The 24,254-nt window shown below is 63.8% G+C and carries 30 protein-coding genes and 1 tRNA gene; 17 read left to right on the top strand and 14 right to left on the bottom strand.

What is annotated here, in order from left to right; all coding sequences use genetic code 11:
* Positions 1–7: 7 nt before the first annotated feature.
* The 7 genes from OSH12_RS25125 to OSH12_RS25095 all read right to left on the bottom strand — a co-directional run bounded on the left by OSH12_RS25125 (position 8) and on the right by OSH12_RS25095 (position 7,064).
* Positions 8–637, bottom strand: coding sequence for a hypothetical protein (locus tag OSH12_RS25125; RefSeq protein WP_266346392.1), 630 nt, complete (start codon positions 635–637; stop codon positions 8–10).
* Positions 634–3,984, bottom strand: coding sequence for a hypothetical protein (locus OSH12_RS25120; protein WP_266346391.1), 3,351 nt, complete (start codon positions 3,982–3,984; stop codon positions 634–636). The genes OSH12_RS25125 and OSH12_RS25120 overlap by 4 nt, the downstream gene beginning before the upstream one ends.
* Positions 3,984–5,018 (bottom strand): hypothetical protein, encoded by a 1,035-nt coding sequence (locus tag OSH12_RS25115; protein WP_266346390.1) that lies wholly within the window; start codon positions 5,016–5,018, stop codon positions 3,984–3,986. The genes OSH12_RS25120 and OSH12_RS25115 overlap by 1 nt, the downstream gene beginning before the upstream one ends.
* Positions 5,018–5,200: a hypothetical protein gene (locus OSH12_RS25110; protein WP_266346389.1), complete on the bottom strand. Its 183-nt coding sequence runs from the start codon at positions 5,198–5,200 to the stop codon at positions 5,018–5,020. Before OSH12_RS25110 ends, OSH12_RS25115 begins: the two co-directional genes overlap by 1 nt.
* Before the next feature lie 182 nt (positions 5,201–5,382).
* Positions 5,383–5,922, bottom strand: coding sequence for a hypothetical protein (locus OSH12_RS25105; protein WP_266346388.1), 540 nt, complete (start codon positions 5,920–5,922; stop codon positions 5,383–5,385).
* Positions 5,919–6,656, bottom strand: a complete 738-nt coding sequence (locus OSH12_RS25100) for a hypothetical protein (protein WP_266346387.1) — start codon at positions 6,654–6,656, stop codon at positions 5,919–5,921. The genes OSH12_RS25105 and OSH12_RS25100 overlap by 4 nt, the downstream gene beginning before the upstream one ends.
* A 120-nt stretch (positions 6,657–6,776) precedes the next feature.
* The gene (locus OSH12_RS25095) at positions 6,777–7,064 is read right to left on the bottom strand and encodes a hypothetical protein (protein ID WP_266346386.1); all 288 of its coding nucleotides are present in this window, start codon (positions 7,062–7,064) and stop codon (positions 6,777–6,779) included.
* A 114-nt stretch (positions 7,065–7,178) separates the two neighbouring features.
* Between OSH12_RS25095 and OSH12_RS25090 the strand changes: the two genes are divergently transcribed.
* The 7 genes from OSH12_RS25090 to OSH12_RS25060 all read left to right on the top strand — a co-directional run bounded on the left by OSH12_RS25090 (position 7,179) and on the right by OSH12_RS25060 (position 9,178).
* Positions 7,179–7,319: a hypothetical protein gene (locus OSH12_RS25090; RefSeq protein ID WP_266346385.1), complete on the top strand. Its 141-nt coding sequence runs from the start codon at positions 7,179–7,181 to the stop codon at positions 7,317–7,319.
* A gap of 87 nt (positions 7,320–7,406) precedes the next feature.
* Positions 7,407–7,676, top strand: coding sequence for a hypothetical protein (locus tag OSH12_RS25085; protein WP_266346384.1), 270 nt, complete (start codon positions 7,407–7,409; stop codon positions 7,674–7,676).
* A gap of 28 nt (positions 7,677–7,704) precedes the next feature.
* On the top strand, positions 7,705–7,932 hold the full coding sequence (locus tag OSH12_RS25080) for a hypothetical protein (protein WP_266346383.1): 228 nt from the start codon (positions 7,705–7,707) through the stop codon (positions 7,930–7,932).
* Positions 7,929–8,174 carry a hypothetical protein gene (locus OSH12_RS25075; protein ID WP_266346382.1) on the top strand — a complete coding sequence of 82 codons (246 nt, stop codon included), beginning with the start codon at positions 7,929–7,931 and terminating at the stop codon, positions 8,172–8,174. Before OSH12_RS25080 ends, OSH12_RS25075 begins: the two co-directional genes overlap by 4 nt.
* Complete coding sequence (locus OSH12_RS25070) at positions 8,171–8,437, top strand: hypothetical protein (RefSeq protein WP_266346381.1); 267 nt, start codon at positions 8,171–8,173, stop codon at positions 8,435–8,437. The genes OSH12_RS25075 and OSH12_RS25070 overlap by 4 nt, the downstream gene beginning before the upstream one ends.
* Positions 8,434–8,679: a hypothetical protein gene (locus OSH12_RS25065; protein WP_266346380.1), complete on the top strand. Its 246-nt coding sequence runs from the start codon at positions 8,434–8,436 to the stop codon at positions 8,677–8,679. The genes OSH12_RS25070 and OSH12_RS25065 overlap by 4 nt, the downstream gene beginning before the upstream one ends.
* A 109-nt stretch (positions 8,680–8,788) precedes the next feature.
* Positions 8,789–9,178 carry a hypothetical protein gene (locus OSH12_RS25060; RefSeq protein ID WP_266346379.1) on the top strand — a complete coding sequence of 130 codons (390 nt, stop codon included), beginning with the start codon at positions 8,789–8,791 and terminating at the stop codon, positions 9,176–9,178.
* A gap of 3 nt (positions 9,179–9,181) precedes the next feature.
* On the opposite strand, the gene OSH12_RS25055 is transcribed toward OSH12_RS25060, so the two are convergent.
* Together OSH12_RS25055 and OSH12_RS25050 are read right to left on the bottom strand one after the other, a co-directional pair.
* Positions 9,182–9,952, bottom strand: a complete 771-nt coding sequence (locus OSH12_RS25055; protein WP_266346378.1) for a hypothetical protein — start codon at positions 9,950–9,952, stop codon at positions 9,182–9,184.
* A 556-nt stretch (positions 9,953–10,508) separates the two neighbouring features.
* A tRNA-Ser gene (locus tag OSH12_RS25050) sits at positions 10,509–10,598 on the bottom strand.
* Between the two features lie 272 nt (positions 10,599–10,870).
* Here OSH12_RS25050 and OSH12_RS25045 point away from each other — a divergent pair.
* From OSH12_RS25045 to OSH12_RS25030, 4 genes are all read left to right on the top strand, one after another.
* The gene (locus tag OSH12_RS25045; RefSeq protein WP_266346377.1) at positions 10,871–11,197 is read left to right on the top strand and encodes a hypothetical protein; all 327 of its coding nucleotides are present in this window, start codon (positions 10,871–10,873) and stop codon (positions 11,195–11,197) included.
* Positions 11,198–11,224: 27 nt separating this feature from the next.
* The gene (gene msrA / locus OSH12_RS25040; protein WP_266346376.1) at positions 11,225–11,890 is read left to right on the top strand and encodes a peptide-methionine (S)-S-oxide reductase MsrA; all 666 of its coding nucleotides are present in this window, start codon (positions 11,225–11,227) and stop codon (positions 11,888–11,890) included.
* Positions 11,887–12,555 (top strand): 2OG-Fe(II) oxygenase, encoded by a 669-nt coding sequence (locus OSH12_RS25035; protein WP_266346375.1) that lies wholly within the window; start codon positions 11,887–11,889, stop codon positions 12,553–12,555. The genes msrA and OSH12_RS25035 overlap by 4 nt, the downstream gene beginning before the upstream one ends.
* A 122-nt stretch (positions 12,556–12,677) precedes the next feature.
* Positions 12,678–13,793 carry an NADH:flavin oxidoreductase/NADH oxidase gene (locus OSH12_RS25030; RefSeq protein WP_266346374.1) on the top strand — a complete coding sequence of 372 codons (1,116 nt, stop codon included), beginning with the start codon at positions 12,678–12,680 and terminating at the stop codon, positions 13,791–13,793.
* A 97-nt stretch (positions 13,794–13,890) separates the two neighbouring features.
* Here OSH12_RS25030 and mepA read toward each other — a convergent pair whose 3' ends face one another.
* On the bottom strand, positions 13,891–14,895 hold the full coding sequence (mepA, locus tag OSH12_RS25025; RefSeq protein ID WP_266346373.1) for a penicillin-insensitive murein endopeptidase: 1,005 nt from the start codon (positions 14,893–14,895) through the stop codon (positions 13,891–13,893).
* Positions 14,896–15,191: 296 nt separating this feature from the next.
* Here mepA and OSH12_RS25020 point away from each other — a divergent pair, with 296 nt between their 5' ends.
* Positions 15,192–15,839 (top strand): peroxiredoxin, encoded by a 648-nt coding sequence (locus OSH12_RS25020; protein ID WP_266346372.1) that lies wholly within the window; start codon positions 15,192–15,194, stop codon positions 15,837–15,839.
* A gap of 368 nt (positions 15,840–16,207) precedes the next feature.
* Here OSH12_RS25020 and greA read toward each other — a convergent pair whose 3' ends face one another.
* From greA to OSH12_RS25005, 3 genes are all read right to left on the bottom strand, one after another.
* Positions 16,208–16,669, bottom strand: a complete 462-nt coding sequence (greA, locus tag OSH12_RS25015) for a transcription elongation factor GreA (protein WP_266346371.1) — start codon at positions 16,667–16,669, stop codon at positions 16,208–16,210.
* 150 nt (positions 16,670–16,819) lie between these two features.
* Entirely contained in the window at positions 16,820–18,625 is a 1,806-nt protein-coding gene (lepA, locus tag OSH12_RS25010; protein WP_266346370.1) for a translation elongation factor 4, read from the bottom strand.
* Between the two features lie 54 nt (positions 18,626–18,679).
* Positions 18,680–19,588, bottom strand: a complete 909-nt coding sequence (locus OSH12_RS25005) for a LysR family transcriptional regulator (RefSeq protein WP_266346369.1) — start codon at positions 19,586–19,588, stop codon at positions 18,680–18,682.
* Positions 19,589–19,690: 102 nt separating this feature from the next.
* On the opposite strand from OSH12_RS25005, the gene OSH12_RS25000 reads away from it, so the two are divergent.
* Both OSH12_RS25000 and OSH12_RS24995 read left to right on the top strand, forming a co-directional pair.
* Entirely contained in the window at positions 19,691–20,209 is a 519-nt protein-coding gene (locus tag OSH12_RS25000; protein WP_266346368.1) for a GNAT family N-acetyltransferase, read from the top strand.
* A gap of 2 nt (positions 20,210–20,211) precedes the next feature.
* Positions 20,212–20,706 (top strand): GNAT family N-acetyltransferase, encoded by a 495-nt coding sequence (locus OSH12_RS24995; protein ID WP_266346367.1) that lies wholly within the window; start codon positions 20,212–20,214, stop codon positions 20,704–20,706.
* Between the two features lie 179 nt (positions 20,707–20,885).
* On the opposite strand, the gene OSH12_RS24990 is transcribed toward OSH12_RS24995, so the two are convergent.
* Positions 20,886–22,031: a TRAP transporter substrate-binding protein gene (locus OSH12_RS24990; protein WP_266346366.1), complete on the bottom strand. Its 1,146-nt coding sequence runs from the start codon at positions 22,029–22,031 to the stop codon at positions 20,886–20,888.
* A 55-nt stretch (positions 22,032–22,086) separates the two neighbouring features.
* On the opposite strand from OSH12_RS24990, the gene OSH12_RS24985 reads away from it, so the two are divergent.
* The 3 genes from OSH12_RS24985 to OSH12_RS24975 all read left to right on the top strand — a co-directional run bounded on the left by OSH12_RS24985 (position 22,087) and on the right by OSH12_RS24975 (position 24,233).
* Entirely contained in the window at positions 22,087–22,542 is a 456-nt protein-coding gene (locus tag OSH12_RS24985; protein WP_266346365.1) for a hypothetical protein, read from the top strand.
* 92 nt (positions 22,543–22,634) lie between these two features.
* Complete coding sequence (gene copM / locus OSH12_RS24980; protein WP_266346364.1) at positions 22,635–23,033, top strand: CopM family metallochaperone; 399 nt, start codon at positions 22,635–22,637, stop codon at positions 23,031–23,033.
* Between the two features lie 294 nt (positions 23,034–23,327).
* Positions 23,328–24,233: a hypothetical protein gene (locus tag OSH12_RS24975; RefSeq protein ID WP_266346363.1), complete on the top strand. Its 906-nt coding sequence runs from the start codon at positions 23,328–23,330 to the stop codon at positions 24,231–24,233.
* Positions 24,234–24,254: the final 21 nt, after the last annotated feature.

Raw genomic sequence — 24,254 nt, 5'->3', positions numbered from 1 at the left:
ATGCTCCTCAATGCAGCGTCGGGTGCAGATCCCGGCTGAACACCAGCCGGCCGGTTGCCGTGACGAGATTGCGCGCAGCCTTTGCTATGGTTTCTATGTCGCCGCCCCAGTTCGCTTCGGAGTGCAGGAACTTCGACAGCCACACGATACCTTCGGGGCTGATAGGAACGATGGCCAGCAGGCGCTCGCGCGTTTCCCGGATGTCGGCAAAGGAATCGAGATGACGCTCAAGCGCTTCGTCGAGCCCATAGACCACCCGCGCTTCCCGTAGCTGCTTCTCGTCGGCATCGAGCGCGGCGTGCGCGGCCTTCCCAAACGCCTCGATGACAGGAAGGTCCGTCACCGCGTCGCCGCTGCAGCCTTCGAGCATGGCTTCGGCTGCCTGGTCTATCTCGTCATGCGTTTCTGCATAGGCCGGGACACTCTTGCCGTCCTCCGTCTTCAGACCGATCAAGGCGCGAGGATTGCGCTGCATCTCCCTCGGCATGGCGGCGCTGACCCGTTCGCACTCCTTGGCTAGTTCGTCCGTCCGGTCGACCGCGGCAAGATGCTCGTCATAGGCGAGGATGAACAGGTCTTCCGGCTCCTCCGACGCGGGGCTGGCCTTGGGCTGGAAAGGGGCGCTCGCGGTGCTCATCGGTCGAGCCCCAATTTCTTGGCGTAGTCTGTGCCGCCAGATAGCTCGTCCATGATGCCCCCGGTTCGGCTGGCAGGCATGGCTTCCGCCCAGTTTGCCGGCCGGGTTGCCGTCACCTGCAACGGATCGTTCCGGTTAGACCCGCCCGGATCGTCGCGCGTCGTCGCGGCGCCCGTAATGGATGCCTGATTGTAGCGCTTCATCAGCGTGACGGCCGGTCCGGTGTCGGGCTTGAAAGGCCGCTTGGACAGCAGCAGGACGGCCCGATCCGGGTGCAAAAGCGCATCCCGCACCAGGTCGTCAATTGTGTTGAGCCCTGCCTTGCGCGCCGCCGTGACAGCATTCGCTCCCAGGATGGCGATGGCGCCGCCGCCAAGCCCACCGGCTGTTGACGCAAGCGCGGCGAGGGCGAGTTTTGACAGGATCGTCTTGCGGCTGTCGCCCTTCGCCGCGGCGAGCATGTCTTGCGGGGTATTGGAACCGCCCGGCAGTTTCACCGCCGAGATGGACCGATTGGCACGCTGCAGGTCGTCGGCAATCGCCTGCATCTGTCCCAACTCGTGGTCGCCGAAGATCCGCCGCAGGGCCGCCCGGTTCTGCTTGATGAAGCTCTGGAACTGGTCCGACTTCAGGAGAGCCCGGCCGCTCGTTGCCGCCTCGGTATTTGAGACCAGCCGGCCCAGCATGTGGTCGACAACCGATTTCCGTAGGCCCTGGATGGCCTCGGGATTACCGCTGACTGTCCGGGCAAGCTGGGCCATCATGGCGCTGGCGTCCTGGCGGCCGAAGACGCTACCGACCATTCGGGTGATGTCGTCGGGGTGCTCGGCTCCGATCAGCTTACCGAAGATGCCCTTCTGGTAGTCGTCGAGCTGCGCGGCCCGGCTGGCGCCCGCATCGATAGCGGTCTGGGAAGCCTTGGCGACATCGGCGAACTTGGCATTGAGCGCAGGGAACGCCTTCAGCGCTTCACCGTGCCGACGCTTCCACGCCTCAAGCCGCCTGGGGTCAATGATGCCGTCCGGGGTTTCGGCTGCCTTTCGCATCTGCGCGACGGCAAAGCCCTGCAGGTGGTCGATGGCTTTGTCATCGCCAACCGCCTTTCGGAACCGTCTGATGTTTTCGGCGGAGCGGCCGCCGGGGAAGAACAGCTTTTCGGGGACGGCGGCGTTCTGCAGGCGGTACGGGCCATCATTGCCGGAGCGTCGGAGGATGTCGCCCACCGGGCCTTCGTTGAAATTGCGGGCGCGCTGCTTCGTCGCCTCGTTCGCGGCGCTCAGCCGGCCTCGGGCGGCGTCGTCGAAGTTGGGAGTGAGGCCTGCATCTGGCGATAGTCCCGGATTGCTCGCAGGGTCTCGAAATCCTGTGCCGCCTTGGCCCGCTGTTCCGCGAATGCCAGAAACGCCGGGACGTCCGACTCCTCGACCCCCGACAGTTGGCCCAGAACCCGCTCCAATCTCCTGCCCAACCTCTCGGGTGGATTTCTGGGCGACCCAGTCATCCGACATCCTCTGCCATGCGGCCAACATCGTATCTTCTTCGCGCATCGCCCCTACGGCGACGGCCTCTGCCTCCTGCGCGGCCTTCCGGGAGAGCACGCCCTCGACATCCTGCTCAACGGCACCGCGAAGGCGCTTCAGGCGAGCATAGGTCGGGGTCTGACCGTTTGTCATCATCTCCTGACGCATCAGTGTCGAGACACGCGACCGCAGTGCCGACATGGCGTTGAAGGAGATGGATGGCTTGAGCCGGCTCGCCACGTCGAAGATGGCCGCCTCTTCACCTTCCATCGGCTTCGCGGTCTCGGGCATTTCCTTGCGAATGCCGGTTGCGGCGGCTTTGACGTTGTCGCTCTGCAGGGCCAGCTTGCCCTCGGGGTCGACCGCCTTCCACAGTGCGCGCTCGCCTTCCCGCGTCACGGTCTCTGCTTCGCGAGCGGCGGTCCGGATAGCGTCGCCAGAGGCTTCGGCCGAGACGTTACCGCCGAGGGCCTGGGCCTTGCCACGAGCGTTCTGCAGGGCAGTCTGCAACGCGGCGTCCGTCTGCTTGTCGATATCGGCCAGCCGCGACCGGAACGCCTGCGTGATGGCCTGGGGATTACCTTCGGGCTGGATCGTGCCGAGGGAGTCGAGCCGGGCTGAATTCTGATCGGCGCGGCGCTGATTGAAGGCCACCGGGTCCTGCGTCGCATAGCGGCGTTCGAGGGCTCCGAGGCCCATGTCGCCAGTCTGCTGGAAGGTCGTTGGCTTCGAACCCGGCACCAGCTCGCCGGGATTGGACAGCGCTTCTGCCGCTGCGCGTGGGTCGGTCGTTGCGTCCCGGAGGGTCTGGGCTGCCATCCGCTCTTTGCCGCCACGCGTCATAGGCGCAACCATATCACCGACGATCCGGCCACCTTCGGCCATCATCCGGGGAACACCCGACACCAGCGTGCCAACCGCTCCGCCGGCCATACCGCCAGCGAGTCCACTGAGCGGGTCGTAGCGGTCGGGAGTGGCTTCCATAGCCGCCGATGCTCCGCCGCCCGCTGCGCCGCCTGCAACTGCATTCCCGGCCACCGCCGCGGTGCTGTTGGGCCACCCGAGGAGATTGTAGGCGCCGGCCGCAACTTCCGGGGCGATGGCGCCAGCTTTGGCCAGGCCACCGACTGCCGCTTGTGGGGCAACCGTGTAGCCGATGCCCTCACCAACGCCGCGCGCAATCCGCTCGCCGGTCGTGTTGGCCTGAACGCTGGCCGGGTCATCGACACCGAGGCCCCCGAAGGCATTGGCAATCGACTGGCTTCCGCCGATGGGGTTCCGGATTTCGGAGAGGTCCGCGCCGGTCGCCGCGTTGATCCCCTGCACGCCCTTGTTGAGAGCCCAGGTCATCGCATCGACTGGCGCGCCCGCCGTGGCGTAGAGCGCGTTGTTCATGCCGGCGGCGACGTTTCGGGTGATACCAGCGCCCGGCCCCTTTGCCTGCTGGTGCAGGGCAATCAGGTCGTCATCGCTCATGTCCTGCAAGGACGCGGCACCTGCTTTTGCGTCTAGGCCGGCTTGCAGCTCGGGACGCTGCGGCTGGACGTTGATGTTGTCGAATACGCGGGCGACGCGGCCGGTACTGCCGGCCCCGACGCTGGGGGGATACTGCTGCTGCGGGGCGGCATTCGGAACCACACCCTGGCTGCCGGGGCTTCCTAGCGGCCGGGCCTGCATATGCGACTGGTCCTTGCTGCTGCCAGCAATAGGCAGGTGCTCGGCCCAAGACGCGTCTGGCGCGGGGCTGGGAGAGCCACCACCGCCGCCGCCCTGGCTGCGGGAATAGAGGTCGCGGAGTTCGTCGTCGGAGAGCGATTGCAGATCCATTACATGATCCCCCTGCGGCGCATTTCCGCTTCGATGTCCTGAGGTTGGTAGCTGGGCGTCTGCTGCTGGCGACCGCTGCCATTCCCGCGAGGCGATCCACCGATATCGTCGAGCGACATCCCGAGCGCCGACTCGATTGCATCTCGCGAATAGCCCTGCTGGGCATAGGCGGTCGCCATTTTGCGGGCCGCGTTCGTCGCCAATTCCTGCTGGCGGGCGAGGTTCATTCGGATCGCGGTCGGCGTCATGCCGGGGTTGATATCGGCCTTGTCGAATTCGCCCTTTTCCTGAGCCGTCAGCGCGGCGCCGAAAAGCTGGTTGCGGATCAGGTTTTTGCGGCTCTGATAGTCTGACCACCAGTCGCCCTGATCCCCGAGACCGAGTCCCAAGTTCCGGCCTACGGTATTGCTGATATCGCCGGCCCAGCTGGTCTTGTAGCCGCTATAGCCGTCCTGGAAGCCTTCCGTCAGGCGCCCCATGTCATCGACTGCCTGGCCTTTGGTGCCGAGGTCCTTGATGGTCATGGCAGGGAGCGGCCGGCCGGGCTTTGCCTCGCCCCGAACACCCGCCAGCCGTGCAACAACCTCAGGGTCAGCAGGGCCGCCAGGGATGAACGTCAGGCCGCCTTCAGGACGGGGCTGATACGCATTCGGGATGTTCGCCGTGTTCGTCTTGGCGCCTCCAACAGGGCGAAAGCCCGTCTCGGATTCCGGGTCGTAGAAGCCTCTAGTTTCCCGGCCCTCGGAGTCGTAGAAAGTTTCGATGTTCGGTCGGGCAGCAATAGCGTCCTGCCGTTCCACCGACCGCCGCTGCAAGTCGAGCGACTGAGCCCGATAGTCTGCATTGGCGTCGTCGATGCCCATCTGGCGCAGATAGTTCCGGTCGTCATTCTTGACCTGATAATCGAACCGCTGATCGTCACGGGCGTTGCGGTCCTTCGTCTCCTGCAGCTTGGCGGCGTAGTCCCGATTCTTCTGAATCGCGTCGCCGGGGGCCGAGAAAGCGTCAAATAAGAATTTGGCGTAATCGGCCATCAGTGTGCCCTCCCAGCGCGGGGAGAACGGCGCCGATCAATCTCGCGGTAGCTGTCGATGCCCAGCGTCGAGACAATGGAATCGCGGAACACGCGGGCGACGGATTGGCCCTTTCGGGCAGCTTCCGCCCTGACCGCCTCGGAGAGATCCGGCGGCAGGTAGATGGAGAATGTCAGCGGCATCTCGGCCTCCCATGAACTGGATTTCAGTTCATTGATTCTGAGCCGATGCGGATGCTAATGCAAGAAATTACGCAATTGAAACAAGGAGATACGAAAGGATGCAGGGAGATACGGAGGGGTGGAGATTGAGGTCAGAAATGCGTCTAGGAAAAGCCCGCAGCCTCGGTTTGGCGGGGGTGGGGCTACAGCGTCTGCAAATCGTACGGTTGACCGCTGAACAGATCGGGCTCGTCCATGGGGAGAGGCAAGTCGGCTATTCCGACGACCGAAAACCCAAACGTGGCGCCAAGACGCGCCATATCTCCATCGTCCGAATACAGAGTTCGTGCGCCAGTCAGCTTAGCGATGGCGGCTATCATGATGTCGAATTTGAGTTTGGCGCGAGCTTCAGCTCCCGCTGGTTTGCCTACCCGCAGGCGGGCGGCTGTCATCGCGGCAGCCTCTACAGCGGCGCGCTTTCCGAATTCCACTAGCCTGATGGGTTTGGTCTTTTCCATCAATGAGATGTACGCGGGGCCGGCTAGCTCAGCCCGGACTAGCACTTCCGCCAGAACAGGGGTTGGGGCGATGAGCGTTTCATTCGCCTTGCACAACTCGTCAATAAGCAGGTTGACGCGCTCTCTGCACCGAGAGACAGGCGCCCCGGTCGCCGGATCAATAGGAGCAGGAGTGCTTTCGTTTAGCAGAAACAGCAGAACTGAGGTGTCAATCGCGACCGTCAATGAGTGCTGCTCCCGCGCTCGTCGAGGAGCGTTTCAACTGGATTGGGCAAACTGGGCCATTCGTTGCCTGGGATAGCCCTGAGCTTGGCTATCGCGTCGGCAAGGGAAACATCTTCCAGAACTTCGAAATCACTGACGCGGAAGGACCGCAACTCCCAGGTGCCGTCTCCTAGCCGTTCCCAGGTTCCTGTTCCGTAGAGCCGGACAGTGGGGCCAAGCATATGGGGGGCCAGTCGACGAGCAATCTCCTTGGTAGTGGCGCACCCGCTGTAGACCTTCTCTCCATCGCGAAGCTGGATATGGATGGTGCTATCCTTGCCGCCTATTCGAACTACTTCCCCCTCTAACGTCCCCTCTTCTCTGAAGGGGCCGTAGCTCAGAGGAATCGGGCGGGTCTTCCCGGGGAACGGAATAATCTCGGCGCCATCCCCATCCAAGAGCTGCCCTACCGCATTATCGTGGGCCAACAGATCGTCTAGACGGCTAAATGCCCGCATCGCTTCGTCGGCACCAATTCCATCGCGAACGGCAATTACGCGCCGACGCACAGCAGGGGCCGCGGGTAAATCGACTTCCGCTCGCAGCAACACGGACCCTTCGGCCACATCGTCGAGATGGACGTGCTGAGTTTCGCCGAGAAGCTTTGCAAGCTCGGTCATGTACTCGGCTAACCGCGCCAAGGGGATGGACGCAGCGCTAAAGGAGTCGGCGATACGAAGCGTGTAGGTGCTCATTCCATCCATCCATCTGTGGCAGCCTATCACAAACGAACTAGGTTGAAATATCGTTGCGTTCGGTGCCGGCGACGCCCGGCCAGGCGGGCGCGACAATCGCAGCGATTACAGCCGCGTGGATCATCCGTCGTTCTCGGTCGTCAGGTCCTCGGGGCTCCTGCCCTGATCAGTTTTTCCGCGCCTTAGGCGAACGCCCGGCTGGCCATGATTCAGAAACTCAATGCCTTCGGCTTCCAGTACGCTCATGACGGCCCGGATCTTGTCGAGCCCGCTGGTGAGCAACTCCGCGCCGCGCTTTTCCATTGCTCCGATGGTGTTGATGTTCACACCAGCCCTCGAAGCGAGGGAGCTTTGATCCATATCCACGAGCGCGCGGGCTGCTCGAAGCTGGTTTCCGGTCGTCAGCATAATGGCCTCCAAAACTATCACGCTAGGTTTTTTTCATAGTTTGCTGTTGACGGCAAGAGAATGTTCTGTTCATAGTTAACTAGGAATAAAACCTAGTCATATGGATCTGCGCAGATGACCCAAGCCCAGCACGACACCATCCGCGACCTCTGGGAAGGCTGCTTTCAGTTGACCAATGCCGCGACAATTGCCGGTGTCGAGCTTGAGGAAGCCGAGGCGGTCTATGCCGCGCTCGACGCGATAGCCGAGACGTAACCTCAGGGCGCTCGGCGCTCTCTACCCCATCACCCCAAATCTCAACCGCGAGACGACGGCAACACCCTTGCCGCGAACGGAGAAGCTATGTCCGCCTTCGACCGCGCTGCCATCATGAGAGAAGCCCACGCCACGGCCCGCCGCTCGGCCAAGCCGGGCGAGTACCGCAAGACGTTCGCTTGGGCGCTCCGCAACGCTTGGAACGCCGCGAAGAAGCTCGCCGGCTTCCGCGCCATCTGGGCCGCCCAGACCGAAGCCCAGCGCCAACGCGCCAACGCCATCATGGCGATTGAGACGCAGGAACGCCTTACCCCCGCCGACTACGCCCGGATCGACCAGATCCGCCGCGCCGCCTGACCTCACCACCGCTGGAGAAACAACCGCCATGACCGCTCGCACCCCGGCGCCCTGCCGCCAGACCGACCTCAACCTCGCTGACACCGCAGACGACCTAGGCCGCCTCATCCTCGCAGCTTGGATGGCAGCCGAGGCGCTGCTGGATAGAGACCACCAAGGCTCGATCCAGACCGTCCTCGACTACGCCGAACACAAGCTCGGCGAGATCAAAGGCGAGCTGGCACTGCGGTTGCAGGCAGCGCGAGGTGAAGCATGAGCGCCCCCAACTCCTACGTAGCGCATCGCCCCCTGTTCGACATTGTCTCGGACCACGAGACTGATATGCGCAATCTTCGCGGCCTTGCGGCGATCCTCTACGACGCCCTGATGGAGGCGGAGCCGGTTGACCGGGAGCGGGCCGAGGGCTTGGCCATCGTCGTGACCGAACTGGTGGTCGCAGCCCGAAAGATGAACACCCTTTGCGACAGCCTCTATAGCCTTTCGCGGGTGCCGGCATGACCCAGGCAGTCGGCAAGCTTGAACTCGAAACCGCGATCCAACGCACCTACGCGGCTATCTTGGTCATGTCCGAGCTTTTGGACGCGACCTTCGACATGCCGGACAAGCGTGTCGACCACCTGCAGCACTATTCCTTTACGGACGGCCAGGTCGATGCCCGACTTGAGAGCATGAGCCATGCGGTCGAAACGGCTGAGAAGCTGCGGGACATGTTCCAAGCTTACGTTCTCTGCGAGCGCGAGCGAAAGGCGGTGAAGGCATGAGCACCGCGCAGGAACGAGCCGCCGCGCATGTCGAATGGACGGTCTCCGAGGGCTATTCGATTGTCCTGGTCAGAGGCAGATATCGGGATGGCAAGGACGGCGTGCTTACGACGTTTGACGTATCCGAGCCGCGCCCTCTCGACGCCGCAACCGCCGCGCTCGCCGATAGCTACCAGCCCGATAGCCCGGAAGACCGCGCCGCCCTCAAGGCCGAACTGATCCGCAGGGGGTGGGTGCAATGAGACTTCTCCGCATCATTCTCGCCCGCGCCCTCTTCTGGTGCGTCGTCAAACTGATCGAGGCCGAAGAGCGTGCGCTCGGGCTGATGCCGTTGAAACAGGAGCGCGAACGATGAGCATCCGACCTGCACCACTGCAATTCGCGCTTCCGTGCACTCGCGCGTCGATGGAAGCGGAAGCCGAGCGGCTGGCAACTCTTCTCGCCGAGACCGAGCGCGACCTTGCCCGGCTGCTGGCCATTCTCGATTGGATGGATGGCGACAACGACAACGAGCCGTCACTCGGCGCCCCGGCGCTCAATTCCGGCTGGGCCGAGAAATACGACCAGACAGCGTGGGGAATGAGCGGCCGCGATGATCGAGAAGCGGAGGACGACGCCGAACCATCGCTGGGCGCGCCCGAGCGACATCCAAGCTGGGGCGGCCGTGGCCTCGACAAGGCCTGCGCCCAAGTCGCATGGGGCGCCGGGGGTGACGGGGATCTAGAGGAGGCGGGCCGATGACCGCTAGCTTTTCCCTAAAATCCGACGAAGGGCCGCCATCGCGCCTCCTGTTAGCGGGTCCGTCTCCGCTATCCGGCGACGTGCCCATTCCAGCCAATCCGAGGTCGGCTTCCCATCGATAGGTTCATCGGAGCTCCCAATCCGGGTAGCCAACTCCTCGACAAACGCCCTTGCTACTGCGGCATCACGCCAGGCTTCAGAAGCTCCAAGCAGAGCGGCCCAGCGCTCCCTTTCTTGTCGTTGTTCTGTCTGAGCCGCTTCTCGAACGCGGGCGGCCTCAGCCATTTGCTCTTTGCGAAGGCTTTGGGCCTCGGCCATCTGCGCGGCGCGCAACTGGCGTTGCGGTTTCTCGTGCTTCCAGAGACGCGCCCACAGTAGGAAGGAGCCTAGGATTTCCGGAAGGCGCTCTTCAACTCCAGCTTTCTCGCTGTCTTCCCATTTGGATCGAATGTCGGATCCGCGGCTATTGATTTCAAAAACCAGGCTGCCCGTCCGATGAAAAATCTGGGTTGTTGGTCTCCAAATCAGCTCTTCGAATGCGTTGGTTGGAGGGCGGCGGGCAATCGATTCCCGACGGATCCGTTCATTCAATTTGAAGTAGATCTGTCCTTCCTCGTGGGCCGCTGAAAACTCCCGTGACTTCTCCAAGTTGATCTGCCACCCGCGCGCCGCAAGCTCCTTGAACAAAGTATCGAGGATTCGAAGTCGGCGCTCATCAGTAGCGGTCAGCTCTGCAATTTGGAGTGCTTCCCGCATTGCGCCGTTGGAAATCATGCCGACGTGCTTGCGCCGAAAGTCGACATTGTCTCGGAGTCGCGCAATCAGTGGGTGCGGGCTTCTCAGTGACTTAGGGACAGCCACCGAGCTTACCGAGGCCGTTACTGCGTCTCTGTCGGCTTGGGTTAAAGGGTTCTCTTCTTGCGGACGAGGCCCAGGGAACTGAGCCCGTTCGATCCCTCTTCTCGATGGCCCAAGCGGCGGCCGTGTTGGGACAGGTTTGCCAGCAGCTAGCTTGTTCCAATAGCCCGGAGGCGGGAGCGGGATGTCGGCATTGACGCAAATTTGCTTGAGGCTGGTATTTGAGACCCCGAGCCTCGCCGCTAGGTGGGTCAGGGGCGACTGCCAGACTTCCTCATATAGCCGGTCACGGTTCCAGATCATGCAGGACCCCGCTCGAATCGATTGCCAGAGTTTATTCTGGCGAGAGCGAGTACCGAAGTCGTCCAACGAAAATTGGAGGCTTCCAACGCGTAGTGGGGGATGTTTTGGGGGAAGAATATCAAGCGTGATCGAAAACAATCAGTCTTTTCAATCAGTTGATAGATTTAGATGGCGGAGGGAGCGGGATTCGAACCCGCGATACGGTTTCCCGTATACACACTTTCCAGGCGTGCGCCTTCAACCACTCGGCCACCCCTCCGTACCAACGCATCTCAGCGTGGAAGTCCGCCGGCGCAATTTCGAAGCGGCAGGCGCTTCGTGCTTCAGGCAGGTCTCACTCTCGGCAAGACAGGGCGTGCGGTATCATGAAGCCGTGGGCCGCCGCAAGGCTTCTTGCGAAATCAGCCGGGGATGGCCGTGTATTAATCGGCATGGGGCCGAAAGCGTTGCCGAAATCGCATCGCCACACTATCTCTGGGACAAGCCGCCGCGGACCATCATGCCAGCCGGGCCGCGACGAGGGACCAAGCCATGTTCACACTCCTTGTCCGTCTGCTCGGCCTTTTCGCCATCGCCGGAGCGGTGGTGGGGCTGGTGATCGACGGCACCAAATCGATTGCCGCTTCGACGCTGACGGTGACCCCACTGGGCCAGGCCTGGTTCGCCTTTGATCCTGCCAGCCTGACCGCCTTCCAGACCGCTGTTGCCACCCATGTCGAGACCTATGTTGGTCCGTGGGTCTGGTCGCCGGTGATCCAGTTTCTGCTGACGCTGCCAACCTGGCTGGTTCTGGGTGCAATCGGCGCGTTTCTTCTTCTGGCAGGTCGACGCCGGCGCTATCGCTCCATCGTCGCCTGACCTTCTCATCAGACAAGGAGACTGCCCATGAATCTCCTCGACATCTTTTCGCGCAAGGCCCGCATGCCGGGTCCCGGCGAAGCCTTGCCCGGTCGCGAGCGCCCGATCACCGAGCCGGGAGCCCATTTCGTCAACGGCCACCCGATTGCCGGGCCCTATCCGGCCGGCATCGAGACGGCCGTGTTCGGCCTTGGCTGTTTCTGGGGGGCGGAACGCAAGTTCTGGGAGGCGGATGGCGTCTGGGCGACGGCTGTCGGCTATGCCGGCGGCCTGACGCCGAACCCGACCTATGGCGAGGTCTGCACCGGCATGACCGGCCACAACGAAGTCGTGCTCGTCGCCTACGACCCGGCCGTGGTTTCCTATGACGCGCTTCTGAGGCTCTTTTTCGAGAGCCACAATCCGACACAGGGTATGCGCCAGGGCAACGACGTCGGCACGCAGTATCGCTCCGGCATCTATGTTGCCAACGCGGCCGAGCGCAATCGCGCCGAAGCGGCGCGCGATGCCTATCAGGCGGCGCTTTCCGCGCAGGGGCATGGCGCCATCACCACGGAAATCCTCGACCGGCCCCCGTTCTATTTCGCGGAAGTAGAGCACCAGCAATACCTTGCCAAGAACCCGAACGGCTATTGCGGCCTTGGCGGCACCGGCGTTTCCTGCCCGATCGGCACCGGCGTGGCTGCATTGTGAGCGAGGTCATCGAAGCGGAGACGGATGATTTCGACACGTTAGTCGGCGACGCGGCCATCGAGGCTTTGGCTCGGGATGGTTATGTCGTCGTCGACGCGCTTTTCACAAACGGGCTGGTCATGGGGCTTGCCAGCGAACTTGCCGCGATGGAGGCGTCCGGTGCGCTGGCCGTGGCCGCTGTCGGGCGCGAAGCCGGCCGCCGGCAAGCGGCCGAGATCCGGCGCGCGGCGATCCACTGGTTCGATGGCGGCTCGGCGGCGGAACAGCGGTTTCTCGACGTCGCGGAGAAACTGCGCAGCGCGATCAATCGCCGGCTGTTTCTCGGCCTGTTCGATTTCGAGTGCAACTTCATCGCCTATCCGACCGGCGGCTTTTATGGCCGGCATCTGGACAGTCTTTCTGGCGCGCGAAATCGCGTCGTATCGCTGATCGTCTATCTCGACGCCGACTGGCAGGCCGATTATGGCGGAATTCTGCGACTCTGGAAGACGAATGAAGAGGGTGCGGAGACCGTCGAGATCGTGCCGCAAGCCGGGCGGATCGTCATGATGATGTCGGAGGAAATTCCGCACGAAGTGCTGCCGTCGCATCGGCCACGCCATGCGATCGCCGGCTGGTGGCGCGTCAACGCCTCCAGCGGCCAGCGGCTCGATACCTCCCGCTGAACAACATGGCGGCCGGATGGCTGGCCGCCGTGGTTCCCATCTGTGCGCTTGTCTCGGACGTGAGGCTCTGGTCTCTCTGCCCGCAGCGGACGCTTTGCCCAAAATTCTGAATGGATCGAACGATGACCAGTGCGCTTTTCAGCCCCATCACGCTTGGCGAATTCACGATACCGAACCGCATCGCGGTGGCGCCGATGTGCATGTATTCGGCCGATGACGGCTCGGCGACCGACTGGCATATCCAGCATTGGATGAGCCTTGGCATTTCCGGCGCCGGCATGGTCACCTTCGAGGCGACAGGCGTCGAGCGGCGCGGTCGTATCTCGCCGGGCTGTCTGGGCCTCTATTCCGATGCGAATGAAGCGGCGATGGCGCGCGCGCTCGGCGCTGCGCGGCAGGTTGCAGCGCCGGGCGCGGTGTTTGGCGTCCAGTTGGGCCATGCCGGCCGGAAAGCCTCCACGCAGCTTCCCTGGCTCGGCGGCGGGCCTTTGACGCCGGAGCAGGATGCCTGGCAGACAGTCGGCCCGTCTGCGATCCCCTTCGCGCCCGGCTGGCCCACGCCGACGGCGCTGGACGAGGCCGGAATCGAACAGATTATCAAGGCCTTCGTCGATGCGGCCAAGCGGGCGGAGCGCGCCGGTCTCGACTTTGTCGAGTTGCATGGAGCGCATGGCTATCTGCTGCATGAATTCCTGTCGCCGATTTCGAACCAGCGCACCGATCGCTGGGGCGGTAGCCTGGAAAACCGGATGCGGCTGATCGTGAGCGTGGCGAAGGCGGTTCGCGCGGCATTGCCCGAGCGGATGTTGCTCGGCGCCAGGCTTTCGGCGGGGGAGTGGGTCGACCGGCCCAATTTCAACGTTGACGAGGCGATCGAGGTCGCCAAGGCACTGAAGGCGGAGGGTGTCGTCTATATCTGCGCCTCGACCGGCGGCAATGCGCATGACGCGCAGATCCCGATCGGGCCGCTCTATCAGGTTGAGTTCGCAGAGAAAATCCGCGCCGGTGCCGATATCGTCACCCGCGCCGTAGGGCTGATCACAACGTCCGCCGAGGCCGAGGGCATTGTTCGCGAGGGGCGGGCCGACATGGTGGCGCTCGCCCGCGCCATTCTCGCCGATCCGCGCTGGCCATGGCGCGCCGCCTACGAACTGGGCGCCGAGGCCTATGCGCCGCCGCAATATCTGCGCAGCCTGACGACCATGAAGCACTGGGTCGCCGAGGAAGACGAAGAGTAGCTAGACCAAAAAACGGCCGCTTCGAGGGTTCGAAGCGGCCGTTTTCTGTTAGCGATCCGTTAACCCTGAAGCGGCGCGCCGCTTCGGTTTTCGTGACCTAGTGGAGCGTTCCCGTTGCCGGCTCGTCGACCGGGCTTTCGACCTCGGCCGGCGGAGCGGCGTCATAGGCCATCGCCGGCGCTGAAGCGGGCTCCGGCGTCATGCCGGGCGGTGCGCCGATCAGCACCTGGCGGCAGGCGGCCGGCAGGTCGGCCAGCACCATCGCGCGCGGCTTCACGGTGGGCTTCGTCGGCTTGGTCGGCGTCTTGGGCGGCTTCGGCGGCTGCAGCCAGGCATCGAGCTCCGGACCGCAGCCATCGCCGGCGGGCGGCGCCTTCTGCGGCACGCAGCTCGCCATGCCGGGCGGGCAATCGAGCCGGACGTGGAAGTGATAGGTGTGGCCCCACCAGGGCCGGACCTTGTTGAGCCAGCCGCGATCGCCGCGCGCATCCTGGCAAAGCGCCTTCTTGATCGCCGGGTTGACGAAGATGCGCGCCACGCGGGGATCGAGGGCGGCGCGGCGGATCAGCTTGACCTGGCCATTGGTCCAGACCGAGCGGTCGATCAGGCGCGCCTTTTCATTGACCATCGAGGTTGCCGACATCTTCTCGCGCTCGTCGCGGGAGAGCAGGCGGGCCGGCATCGGCGTCAGCCAGAGATCGACGTCGAGGCCGATCTGGTGGCTGGCATGGCCCGTCCGCGCCGGGCCGCCGCGCGGTTGGCCCATGTCGCCGACCAGCAGGCCCGGCCAGCCGTCCTGGCGCTTGGCGTCGTGGGCGAGCTTTTCCGTGAAGGCGATCAGCTCCGGCGTACCCCAGTTGCGATTGCGCGACAGGCGCATCGCCTGCCAGTCCTTGCCGTTGACCGGCAGGGCGACGGCACCCGCGAGGCAGCCCTTGGCATAGGAGCCGATGGCGCGCGCCTCGAGCGGGATCGGCGTCTTGACGTCGCCGAACAGGATCTTGGCTGGTGTCGTGTCGATCGCGTCCGCCATGGCGGGCAGGGCGGCGAGAACCGGCAGCAGGATCGAAAGCGCCAGCGCGCGGATCGGCCTTTTCAGCATGATGACACCTTCATAGTCAGCGCTCCCCAATGGGCAGTATCGCCGATCAGTCTTGACGATTTATCAACCATCGCGACGGGATCGTTCGAATGCTGTTTTGGATGAATTTTTCGCCAGCGAGTGTCCAGTCGCCTGGTCTCGGAATGAATTGGCGGCGTTTTCGAAAAATTGGCCATTCCATGCTCAGGAATGGCGGAATTCCGCGATTGACGGGTTGCCTCGCCATGCCATACTCGGGGCATAAATGATTGCCGACCCGTTGGTGGTTGGCCCCCTTTATCGAAGGTTCGCGAAAAATGGCACTCAATCTGGGCGACGTCGTTCCCGATTTCACCGCTGATACGACCGAAGGCAAGATCTCGTTTCACGAGTGGCTCGGCGATGGCTGGGGCGTCCTGTTCTCGCATCCCAAGAATTTTACGCCGGTCTGCACCACCGAGCTCGGCGCGGTCGCCAAGCTCAAGCCGGAATTCGACAAGCGCGGCGTCAAGGTGCTCGGCCTCTCGGTGGATCAGCTTTCCAACCATGGCCAGTGGATCGACGATATCCGCGACGCCACCGGCGCGACGCTGAACTTTCCGCTGATCGCCGATCACGACAAGAACGTCGCCAATCTCTACGGCATGATCCATCCCAATGCCTCCGACACCGCGACGGTCCGTTCGGTCTATGTGATCGGACCCGACAAGAAGCTGAAGCTGACGCTTACCTATCCGGCATCCACCGGGCGGAATTTTGACGAGATCCTGCGCGTCATCGACAGTTTGCAGCTGACGGCCAAGTTCTCGGTCGCAACGCCGGTCGACTGGAAGCAGGGCGAAGACGTCATCATCGTCCCGTCCGTGTCCGACGAGGCGGCCAAGGAAAAATTCCCGGGCGGCTGGAAGACGCTGAAGCCATATCTCCGCGTCGTGCCGCAGCCCAAGGTTTCCGAGCCGGTCTGAACGTCACGGTTCGGTTGATTTCGATGGCGTCAGCTCCGGCTGGCGCCATTTTCGTTTGGAGGCGAGGGTTCAGGCTGTTCCGGCCTCCGGGCCCTCCTGCCAATCGTCACCTCCGCCATCATCCTGAGGTGCTTCGCGTGAGCGAAGCCTCGAAGGAGGGTCCAGCGAAGCAGCAGCGTTCGAAGCCGAGGGGATCCCGTCCCGCCGCCCGATCCGGGGCATTCCCTGGACCCTCCTTCGAGGCCCGGCTTTGCCGGGCACCTCAGGATGATGGTCGAGGTTGGGTCCGCCATGATCCCAAAAGCCTAAACAGGCTGAGGAGGACCGTAGGTCCGTCGCGAAGCACGCAAGAGGCGGCACCAAAACCCTCAGGAGATCGAGACGATCTCGGCGTCCTGGCCCGCGATGACGATCTCGTCGCCGACACTGCGGCCCAGCGCCGCCTGTGCCAGCGGCGACACATGCGAAACGGTGCCCGTCTTCGGGTCTGCCTCGTCCTCGCCAACGATCCGGTAGCTCTGGCGTCGTCCGTCATCGCGAACGACCGTCACCGTCGAGCCGAACTGGACGATCTGCATCGTGTCGGGCGGCGAAATCGGCTCCGCGTTGGAGCGGCGCTGCTGCCAGTAGCGCAGATCGCGCCCGAGCGTTGCCACGGCCATGGCGTCCTCGGCAGCCTTCGCTGTCGCGAGCAGGGCGCCAAGGCGCGTCACCTCGGCCTCGATCGCCAGGAGCCCCTCCGGCGTGACAAAGTTTGGATGTGGCGAGACGAGGCGTTCCGGCAAGCCGTCGTCGACGTCGACATCTTCCTTCACAAAGGCTCTGCTCATCGGACAAGGGTAGGGTCGAGAGGCCGGGTCGTCTACGGCAGAAGGCGGAGTCCGGGGCAGGGCGGGCGAAAACGTGCCCCCAAAACAAAGCGGCCGCTCCGGGTGAACCGGAACGGCCGAATGAAACTCGAAAAACCAGCCTGCGCCGGCTCAATCGTCCATCTTCAGGGCAGCAATGAAGGCTTCCTGCGGGATGTCGACCTTGCCGAACTGGCGCATCTTCCGCTTGCCTTCCTTCTGCTTGTCCAGAAGCTTGCGCTTGCGGGTGATGTCGCCGCCATAGCACTTCGCCGTCACGTCCTTGCGCATCGCCTTGACGGTCTCGCGCGCAATGATCTTGCCGCCGATGGCCGCCTGGATCGGAATGACGAACAGGTGCTGCGGGATCAGATCCTTCAGCTTCTCGCACATGGCGCGGCCACGGCGCTCGGCCTGGGTGCGGTGAACCAGCATCGACAGCGCGTCGACCGGCTCTCCATTGACCAGGATCTGCAGCTTCACCAATTCGCCCGGCTTGTGGTCGGTCAAATGATAATCGAACGAGGCATAGCCCTTCGAGATCGACTTCAGCCGGTCGTAGAAATCGAACACGACTTCGTTGAGCGGCAGGTCGTAGGTGACCATGGCGCGCGAGCCGACATAAGAGAGGTCGGACTGGACGCCGCGCCGGTCCTGGCAGAGCTTCAGGATCGCGCCGAGATATTCGTCCGGCGTCAGGATCGTCGCGCGGATCCACGGCTCGGCGATTTCCTCGATCTTCATCACGTCCGGCATATCGGCCGGATTGTGCAATTCGACCTCGCTGCCATCGGTCAGGATGATCTTGTAGATAACCGAAGGCGCGGTCGCGATCAGGTCGAGGTTGAACTCGCGCTCCAGCCGCTCCTGGATGATTTCCAGATGCAGCAGGCCGAGGAAGCCGCAGCGGAAGCCGAAGCCGAGGGCCGCGGAGGATTCCATCTCGAACGAGAACGACGCGTCGTTGAGCCGGAGGCGGCCCATCGCGGAGCGCAGTTCCTCGAACTGGGCGGCATCGGCCGGGAACAGGCCGCAGAACACCACCGGCTGGGCCGGGCGGAAGCCCGGCAGCGCTTCGGCGGTCGGCTTCTTGTCATCGGTGATGGTATCGCCGACGCGCGTATCCGCCACTTCCTTGATCGAACCGGTGAAGAAGCCGATCTCGCCCGGGCCGAGGTTTTCGACGGGGACCAGCTTCGGCGTGAAATAGCCGACGCGCTCAACTTCGTAGACGGCATCGGCGCGCATCATGCGGATGCGGGCGCCCTTCTTCAGGCGGCCATCGATGATGCGAACCAGAACGATGACGCCGAGATAGGCGTCGTACCAGCTGTCGACCAGCAGCGCCTTCAGCGGAGCGTCCGGGTCGCCCTTCGGCGGCGGCAGGCGGGTGACGACGGCTTCGAGAACGTCCGGAATGCCGATGCCGGTCTTGGCCGAAATCAGCACGGCGTTCGAGGCGTCGATGCCGATCACTTCCTCGATCTGCGCCTTGATGCGGTCGGGTTCGGCCGCCGGCAGGTCGATCTTGTTCAGGATCGGCACGATCTCGAGATTGTTGTCGATCGCCTGGTAGACGTTGGCCAGCGTCTGCGCCTCGACGCCCTGCGACGCGTCGACGACGAGAAGCGCGCCTTCGCAGGCAGCGAGCGACCGCGATACTTCATAGGCGAAGTCGACGTGGCCAGGCGTGTCCATCAGGTTGAGGATGTAGGTATTGCCATCCTTGGCCTTGTAGTCCAGCCGGACGGTCTGGGCCTTGATGGTGATGCCCCGCTCGCGCTCGATATCCATCGAGTCGAGTACCTGCTCCTTCATCTCACGGTCGGTCAAGCCGCCGGTGGCCTGGATCAATCGGTCGGCAAGGGTCGACTTGCCGTGATCGATGTGGGCGACGATGGAGAAATTGCGGATGTTGTCTTGCGGCGCGGTGCTCATGGCGCGCTCAATAGCATCAAGGTTGTTGGCCGCAAAGCGCCAGATCGCGCCTTTTTATCGTCGATCCGCATGAAGGACGCCGAGCGTGGCGGCGCGGGCGACGATCCGCTCGGCCAGTTCGGCCACCAGGGGGCGCGAAATGGCATCGGCCGAGCCCGCGACAAGCGCGGAATCGCGCCAGATGGCGGGCATGTCGATCGGCGCGAGATCGACCAGGCGGCCCTCCGCCAGATCCTCGGTGATCGAGGCCTGGAGCAGGTGGCCGATTGCGTCACCGCGCGAAATCAGCGCGCGGCCGGAGGAGAAAAGCACCTGCGAACTGGTGCGCGCGCGGTGGCGCAGCGTCTGAATCGCGTCGGGCGTCACCTGCCACCAGAAAAAGGAGAGGAAATGCGGCGCAACCTCGAAAACGCGGTCGAGGGTCGGTTGCGGGCCGATCTTTTCAGCCAGCGACGGCGAAGCGGCCAGCACGGCCTTTTCGCGCAGGATGGCAATCGGCTCCAGTGCTTCCAGCAGCGGATCGAAATTCGGCCAGCCGATGATGGCGAGGTCGAGGCTGCGGTCATGCAGCCATTCGGCGATGTCGCGGTGGCGGCCTTCCTCGAAGCGCAACTCGACACGGGGATGGGCGCGCATGAAATCGACGACGGCGGGGGTTGCCAGCGGTTCGATCAAACTGCGCAGCGAGGCGAAGGCGATGCGGCCGCGATCGACGCTGCGCATGGCGTCCTCGCTTTCCAGCAGCGTCGCCAGAATGCGCCGCGCATAGGAAAGGAAGGTCGTGCCGCGCTCGGTCAGCTCCACCTTTCGCCCGCGCGTGAACAGCGCGCCACCGACATGGGCTTCGAGCGTGCGGATGCGCATCGAGATCGTCGCCTGGGTGACGTTGAGCCGCGCGGCCGCCTTGGTGAAGCTGCCATCGCGCACGATCCGGTCGAAACTGCGGAGCTGATCGATATCCATAAAGATTGTTTATGCTGGCGTTCAATTTTTCCTATTCCTCCAGTTTAACATTGACAGAAGCGATGCTGAAGCTTGTTTTTGGGGCAGGAGAACCTCGGAGCGATGATGGTCGAAATCGTGCAATTGGACGCTTCCGCCGCGCGGGCGGCGATCCCGGCCCTGGCCGATATCCTCGTCGACGCCGTTGCGCATGGCGCCTCGGTCAATTTCCTGGCCGGCTTTTCGCACGGGGAAGGCGTTGAATTCTGGCAGGGCCAGATGGCGGGCATCGAGGACGGCGGCCGCGTGCTGCTGGTCGCCGAAATTGACGGGCGGATCGTCGGCACGGTCGTCGTGACCTTCGCGCCGCAGCCGAACGGGCCGCATCGGGCCGAGATCGGCAAGATGCTGGTGCATTCGAGCCAGCGTCGGCGCGGGCTCGGCGGCAAGCTTTTGCAGGCGGCGGAAGACGTGGTACGGGCTTCCGGCCGGACATTGGCGCATCTCGATACTCAGACGGGCTCGGCCGGCGAGGCGCTGTACCGCGCGCATGGCTGGACGGAATTTGGCGTCATGCCGGGCCATTCGCTGACCCCGGACGGCACGCTCGCCTCGGCGACATTCTTCTACAAGCAGGTTTGAGCATGACCACGATCCGCCCGGCCCTAGAGGCCGATCTCCCCGCCATCCTCGCGATCTACAACGACGCGGTCGTCAATACGGCGGCGATCTGGAACGACGACATCGTCGATCTCGATAATCGTATCGCCTGGTTCCGCACCCGCGTGGGGCAGGGCTTTCCGGTGCTGGTCGCCGCCGAGGGCGAAACCGTGCTCGGCTATGCCAGCTATGGCGATTTTCGCGCCTTCCAGGGCTATCGCTTCACCGTCGAGAACTCGATCTATGTGGCGACGTCCGCTCGCGGCAAGGGAGCGGGTTCGGCGCTGCTGGCGGCGCTGGTGGACGCGGCTAAACAACAGGGGAAGCACATGATGGTCGCCGGCATCGAGGCCGGCAACGAGGTGTCGATCCGCCTGCATGAGAAGCAGGGCTTTGTGGAGACGGCGCGCATGCCGGAACTCGGCTTCAAGTTCGGCCGCTATCTCGACCTGGTGTTCCTGCAGAAGCGGCTGGACTGAACGTCGGATCGATCCCACGTTCTCCCCGAAAACCTCCGTCATCCTCGCGGAGGCGAGGATCCATGCAGCCGCTTTTTCGGGAGCTTCGCGCGGTACCCAACCCGGATGGACGGATCCCGGGTCTCCGCCCGGGATGACGGCGAGGGTGGGCGTGGGAGGCGTGTAAGGGGTTATAGGCTCTAGATCGCCAGCGCCCGGGCCCGCATCGTCAGCGCCGCGCCTTCGGCGACGGCGGCGTAGGCGACGGCCTTCTTGCGGAAGGCGATGAAGGCGGGGTGCACTTCCTTCGCCATCGGGCTTGAATCGCCGACGCCGTTCAGGATCTCGGCTGAAATCTTGGCGAGCGCGTCGATCACCGCGTCGGGAAAATGCTTCACCGAGGTGCCACGATCGATCAGCATCGGCAGCGCCAGGATGTTGTTGGCGGTAAAATCGGCCGAGATTTCCGTCGCCGAGGCCAGGGCGGCGGCGCGGATGACCGCCTGCAGATCGGCTGGCAGCGTCTCATAGGCCGTCTTGCCGACCATCAGCTCGATCGCCGTCGACAGTTCGTGGAAGGCCGGCATGTAGCAGAAGGGGGCGGAGCGCGGCAGGTTGAGGGCGAGGTCGTTCCAGGGTCCGGCCCATTCGGCCGCGTCGATGGCGCCGGATTCAAGCGCCGCCGCGATATCGCCCTGCGGCAGCAGCACGGGATTGGCGCCCATCCGCTTCAGCACGTCGGCGCCCAGCCCGGTGATGCGGATGGCAAGGCCCTTGAAATCTTCCGGCGTGCGGATCTCGCGCTTGAACCAGCCCGCCGCCTGCGGCCCGGTCGCGCCGACATAGAAGGGCAGGACGCCGAACGGCTCATAGGCGCTTTCCCAGAGCGCCTGCCCGCCGCCAAAGGCAAGCCAGGCGACATGCTCGGCCGCCGTCAGGCCAAACGGCACGCCGGAGAAATAGTGGAAGGCCGGGTCCTTGGTCGCCCAATAATAGGGCGAGCCATGGCCCATCTCGGCCTTGCCGGTCGAAACGGCGTCAAACACCTGGTTGTGCGCAACGAGGTCGCCGGCATCGAACACCTGCACCTTGAGGCGGCCGTCCGAAAGCGTCGCGATCCGGTCGGCCAGGGCCTGCGCGCTGGCGCCGAGGCCGGGCATGTCCTTGGGCCAGGCCGTCGCCATCTTCCAGACGATGTTGTCGGCGGCGCGGGGGATCGAAGGCGCGGCAAGCGGCGTCTCGGCAAACGAAGCGCTGGCCAGCGAGGCGACAGCCAGCGTCGATCCGAGTCCGGCTGCGCCAAACCCGATCAATTGCCGTCGTCCGATCCTCGTGTGCCGTGTCATCGTATCGTCTCGCGATCTTCTCAAGCTTTTCGCCAATACAGCCTAGCAGCGCTGAATGACAGCTGAACACTTATCTGGCGAGCGTGAACAGATATCTGGCTCCCTTGACGGCGGCGGCCGGAGTGACCAGTTTCACCGCGTGCATATCGCAAGGCGCCTCGCCGCCCTCTTTCTCGTCGTCATTACCCTGCTGCTGCCGGTCGGCTCCGGCCAGGCCATGGCGGCGACGGATCACGTCGGCCAGGCGGGATGTCCCCATGCGGCGATGGTTTCTCCCTCGGGCAGCGCCGGGCATGCCGCGATGATGACCGGCATGAGCCCCGCTTCGCATCCGCCGTCCGGGGCGATTTTGTTGCCTTCCTGCTGTTTCGCCATGCCGACTTCGGCGCCGCTCCTCGAGACGCCGCTGGATGCTGTGGACGCGGTGATGCGCGTCCGGCTCCGGCCGTTATCCGACGAGATGCCGGCGCAACAGGCGATCGGCCCTGATCTGCCGCCGCCCCGCGCCTGATCGTTTGACGTCCAGCAAACGATTTGCGTCGGCGCGAGCGGGCCGCGACGCCGCTCTTTTCTGCCCGCCTCATCACCATGAGACAAACGATCATGAATACCCTTCTGAAGCTGGCGGCTGTCGCCGCTTTCTCTCTCGCCATCCTGCCTGCCTCGGCCGAAGAAGCCGTCGATCACAGCAAGATGGACCATGGCCAAATGGATCACGGCGCCATGCCGGCGGAGCAGCCGGGCGACAGCGCCTCGACCAAGGCCTTCCGCGCCGCCGACAAGGCGATGATGGACGGCATGGCGATCGACTATTCGGGCAATGCCGATATCGACTTCTTCCGCGCCATGATCCCGCATCACGAAGGCGCGGTCGCCATGGCCGAGATTGAGTTGAAATATGGCAAGGACCCGGAGGCGCGCAAGCTCGCCGAAGCCGTCATCAAGGCCCAGAATGAAGAGATCGCCTTCATGAAAGCCTGGCTCGCCAAGAACAGCAAATAATAAGCCATAGAAAAGAACAGATCGCGGCTGCCGTTTCGGCGGCCGCGATCTTGCCGGATCCTGACGACGATTTTTGATCCGCCGCGCATGTTGCGATTGACACCTGCAACGTGCGGATGTTCCCTCAGCAAACGGGGGACGCGCGAGGCCGCTGTGGTCTCGTCGGGTCGTGATGTCGCCAGACATCGAAGGGAGACCGGCACTATGAAGATGCGAGCCAGGCTTATCTTGGTCGGCGCCAGCTTGTCCTTGGGACTGCTTGCGGCAACCTTGCCCGCCGCCGCCGAGACAGCCATGCAGTCCTGCAGCAGCGATTGGTCCAAACTGAAATCTTCGAACAAGGTTCCGGAGGGCCAGACCTGGCCGAAATTCTGGAGCCAGTGCAGCAAGGACTTCGCCGCTGCCAACCCGGCCGATGACGCCGCCGCACCTGCCGCCAAGGCCAAATCTGACGCCAATGCCAAAGCTGACGCCAAGGCCAAGCCCGACGCGAAGACGACCGCCGCGAAGACCACGGCTCCCGCCGCCGATGCCAAGGCTACTGGCCAGACGGCCATGAAGTCCTGCAGCGACGACTGGGCCAAGATGAAGGCCGCTGACTCGGTTCCGGCCGGCCAGACCTGGCCAAAATTCTGGAGCCAGTGCAGCAAGGATTTTGCCGCGGCCAACGCGGCGGATGATGCGGCGGCTGCCCCTGCGGCGAAGGCTGCCAAGACCACCGCGGCAAAGACCACCGCTGCGAAGACGACGGCTCCCGCCGCCGATGCAAAGCCCGCTGGCCAGACAGCCATGGCTTCCTGCAGCGACGACTGGGCGAAGCTGAAGGCTGCCGGCACCGTACCGGCCGGCCAGACCTGGCCGAAATTCTGGAGCCAGTGCAGCAAGGATTACGCCGCAGCGAATGCGACGGATGACGCGGCGCCGACCAAGGCCGCCAAGACGACCAAGGCCGCCGCACCGGTCGATGACGAGACGGGCATCGAATTGCCGGATCCCGACACCGCCGCCAAGCTCGACACCACCAAGACGACGGTCGGCAAGCGACAGATGACCCCCGGCCAACAGGCCGCGGTCGTCCGCATCCGCGCCTGCGGCGCGGAATGGCAGAAGAACAAGGCAGCCGGAAAGCTGCCGGATGGCGCCAAGTGGCCGCAATACTGGAGCGACTGCAACAAGCGCCTGAAGGCAAAGGGCCAGTAGATTGGTTCCGGCAGGTTTCGT

It is taken from the genome of Kaistia terrae (assembly GCF_026344005.1).
GTDB classification, from domain to species: domain Bacteria; phylum Pseudomonadota; class Alphaproteobacteria; order Rhizobiales; family Kaistiaceae; genus Kaistia; species Kaistia terrae.
The sequence above is the reverse complement of the archived record's forward strand: the minus strand, read 5'-3'. Positions and strand labels throughout refer to the sequence as shown.

Excerpts from the sequence above, each read along its gene's own strand:
- OSH12_RS25030 (WP_266346374.1), top strand. The coding sequence starts at position 12,678 with ATGACCAGTGCGCTTTTCAGCCCCATCACGCTTGGCGAATTCACGATA.
- copM (WP_266346364.1), top strand. The coding sequence starts at position 22,635 with ATGAATACCCTTCTGAAGCTGGCGGCTGTCGCCGCTTTCTCTCTCGCC.
- OSH12_RS25120 (WP_266346391.1), bottom strand. The coding sequence starts at position 3,984 with ATGGATCTGCAATCGCTCTCCGACGACGAACTCCGCGACCTCTATTCC.
- OSH12_RS24995 (WP_266346367.1), top strand. The coding sequence starts at position 20,212 with ATGACCACGATCCGCCCGGCCCTAGAGGCCGATCTCCCCGCCATCCTC.
- OSH12_RS24990 (WP_266346366.1), bottom strand. The coding sequence starts at position 22,031 with ATGACACGGCACACGAGGATCGGACGACGGCAATTGATCGGGTTTGGC.
- OSH12_RS25055 (WP_266346378.1), bottom strand. The coding sequence starts at position 9,952 with ATGATTTCCAACGGCGCAATGCGGGAAGCACTCCAAATTGCAGAGCTG.
- OSH12_RS25065 (WP_266346380.1), top strand. The coding sequence starts at position 8,434 with ATGAGCACCGCGCAGGAACGAGCCGCCGCGCATGTCGAATGGACGGTC.
- greA (WP_266346371.1), bottom strand. The coding sequence starts at position 16,669 with ATGAGCAGAGCCTTTGTGAAGGAAGATGTCGACGTCGACGACGGCTTG.
- OSH12_RS25080 (WP_266346383.1), top strand. The coding sequence starts at position 7,705 with ATGACCGCTCGCACCCCGGCGCCCTGCCGCCAGACCGACCTCAACCTC.
- OSH12_RS25045 (WP_266346377.1), top strand. The coding sequence starts at position 10,871 with ATGTTCACACTCCTTGTCCGTCTGCTCGGCCTTTTCGCCATCGCCGGA.
- msrA (WP_266346376.1), top strand. The coding sequence starts at position 11,225 with ATGAATCTCCTCGACATCTTTTCGCGCAAGGCCCGCATGCCGGGTCCC.
- OSH12_RS25075 (WP_266346382.1), top strand. The coding sequence starts at position 7,929 with ATGAGCGCCCCCAACTCCTACGTAGCGCATCGCCCCCTGTTCGACATT.
- OSH12_RS25060 (WP_266346379.1), top strand. The coding sequence starts at position 8,789 with ATGAGCATCCGACCTGCACCACTGCAATTCGCGCTTCCGTGCACTCGC.
- OSH12_RS25125 (WP_266346392.1), bottom strand. The coding sequence starts at position 637 with ATGAGCACCGCGAGCGCCCCTTTCCAGCCCAAGGCCAGCCCCGCGTCG.
- lepA (WP_266346370.1), bottom strand. The coding sequence starts at position 18,625 with ATGAGCACCGCGCCGCAAGACAACATCCGCAATTTCTCCATCGTCGCC.
- OSH12_RS25095 (WP_266346386.1), bottom strand. The coding sequence starts at position 7,064 with ATGCTGACGACCGGAAACCAGCTTCGAGCAGCCCGCGCGCTCGTGGAT.
- OSH12_RS25115 (WP_266346390.1), bottom strand. The coding sequence starts at position 5,018 with ATGGCCGATTACGCCAAATTCTTATTTGACGCTTTCTCGGCCCCCGGC.
- OSH12_RS25110 (WP_266346389.1), bottom strand. The coding sequence starts at position 5,200 with ATGCCGCTGACATTCTCCATCTACCTGCCGCCGGATCTCTCCGAGGCG.
- OSH12_RS25005 (WP_266346369.1), bottom strand. The coding sequence starts at position 19,588 with ATGGATATCGATCAGCTCCGCAGTTTCGACCGGATCGTGCGCGATGGC.
- OSH12_RS24985 (WP_266346365.1), top strand. The coding sequence starts at position 22,087 with ATGACAGCTGAACACTTATCTGGCGAGCGTGAACAGATATCTGGCTCC.
- mepA (WP_266346373.1), bottom strand. The coding sequence starts at position 14,895 with ATGCTGAAAAGGCCGATCCGCGCGCTGGCGCTTTCGATCCTGCTGCCG.
- OSH12_RS24975 (WP_266346363.1), top strand. The coding sequence starts at position 23,328 with ATGCAGTCCTGCAGCAGCGATTGGTCCAAACTGAAATCTTCGAACAAG.
- OSH12_RS25085 (WP_266346384.1), top strand. The coding sequence starts at position 7,407 with ATGTCCGCCTTCGACCGCGCTGCCATCATGAGAGAAGCCCACGCCACG.
- OSH12_RS25090 (WP_266346385.1), top strand. The coding sequence starts at position 7,179 with ATGACCCAAGCCCAGCACGACACCATCCGCGACCTCTGGGAAGGCTGC.
- OSH12_RS25000 (WP_266346368.1), top strand. The coding sequence starts at position 19,691 with ATGATGGTCGAAATCGTGCAATTGGACGCTTCCGCCGCGCGGGCGGCG.
- OSH12_RS25020 (WP_266346372.1), top strand. The coding sequence starts at position 15,192 with ATGGCACTCAATCTGGGCGACGTCGTTCCCGATTTCACCGCTGATACG.
- OSH12_RS25070 (WP_266346381.1), top strand. The coding sequence starts at position 8,171 with ATGACCCAGGCAGTCGGCAAGCTTGAACTCGAAACCGCGATCCAACGC.
- OSH12_RS25100 (WP_266346387.1), bottom strand. The coding sequence starts at position 6,656 with ATGAGCACCTACACGCTTCGTATCGCCGACTCCTTTAGCGCTGCGTCC.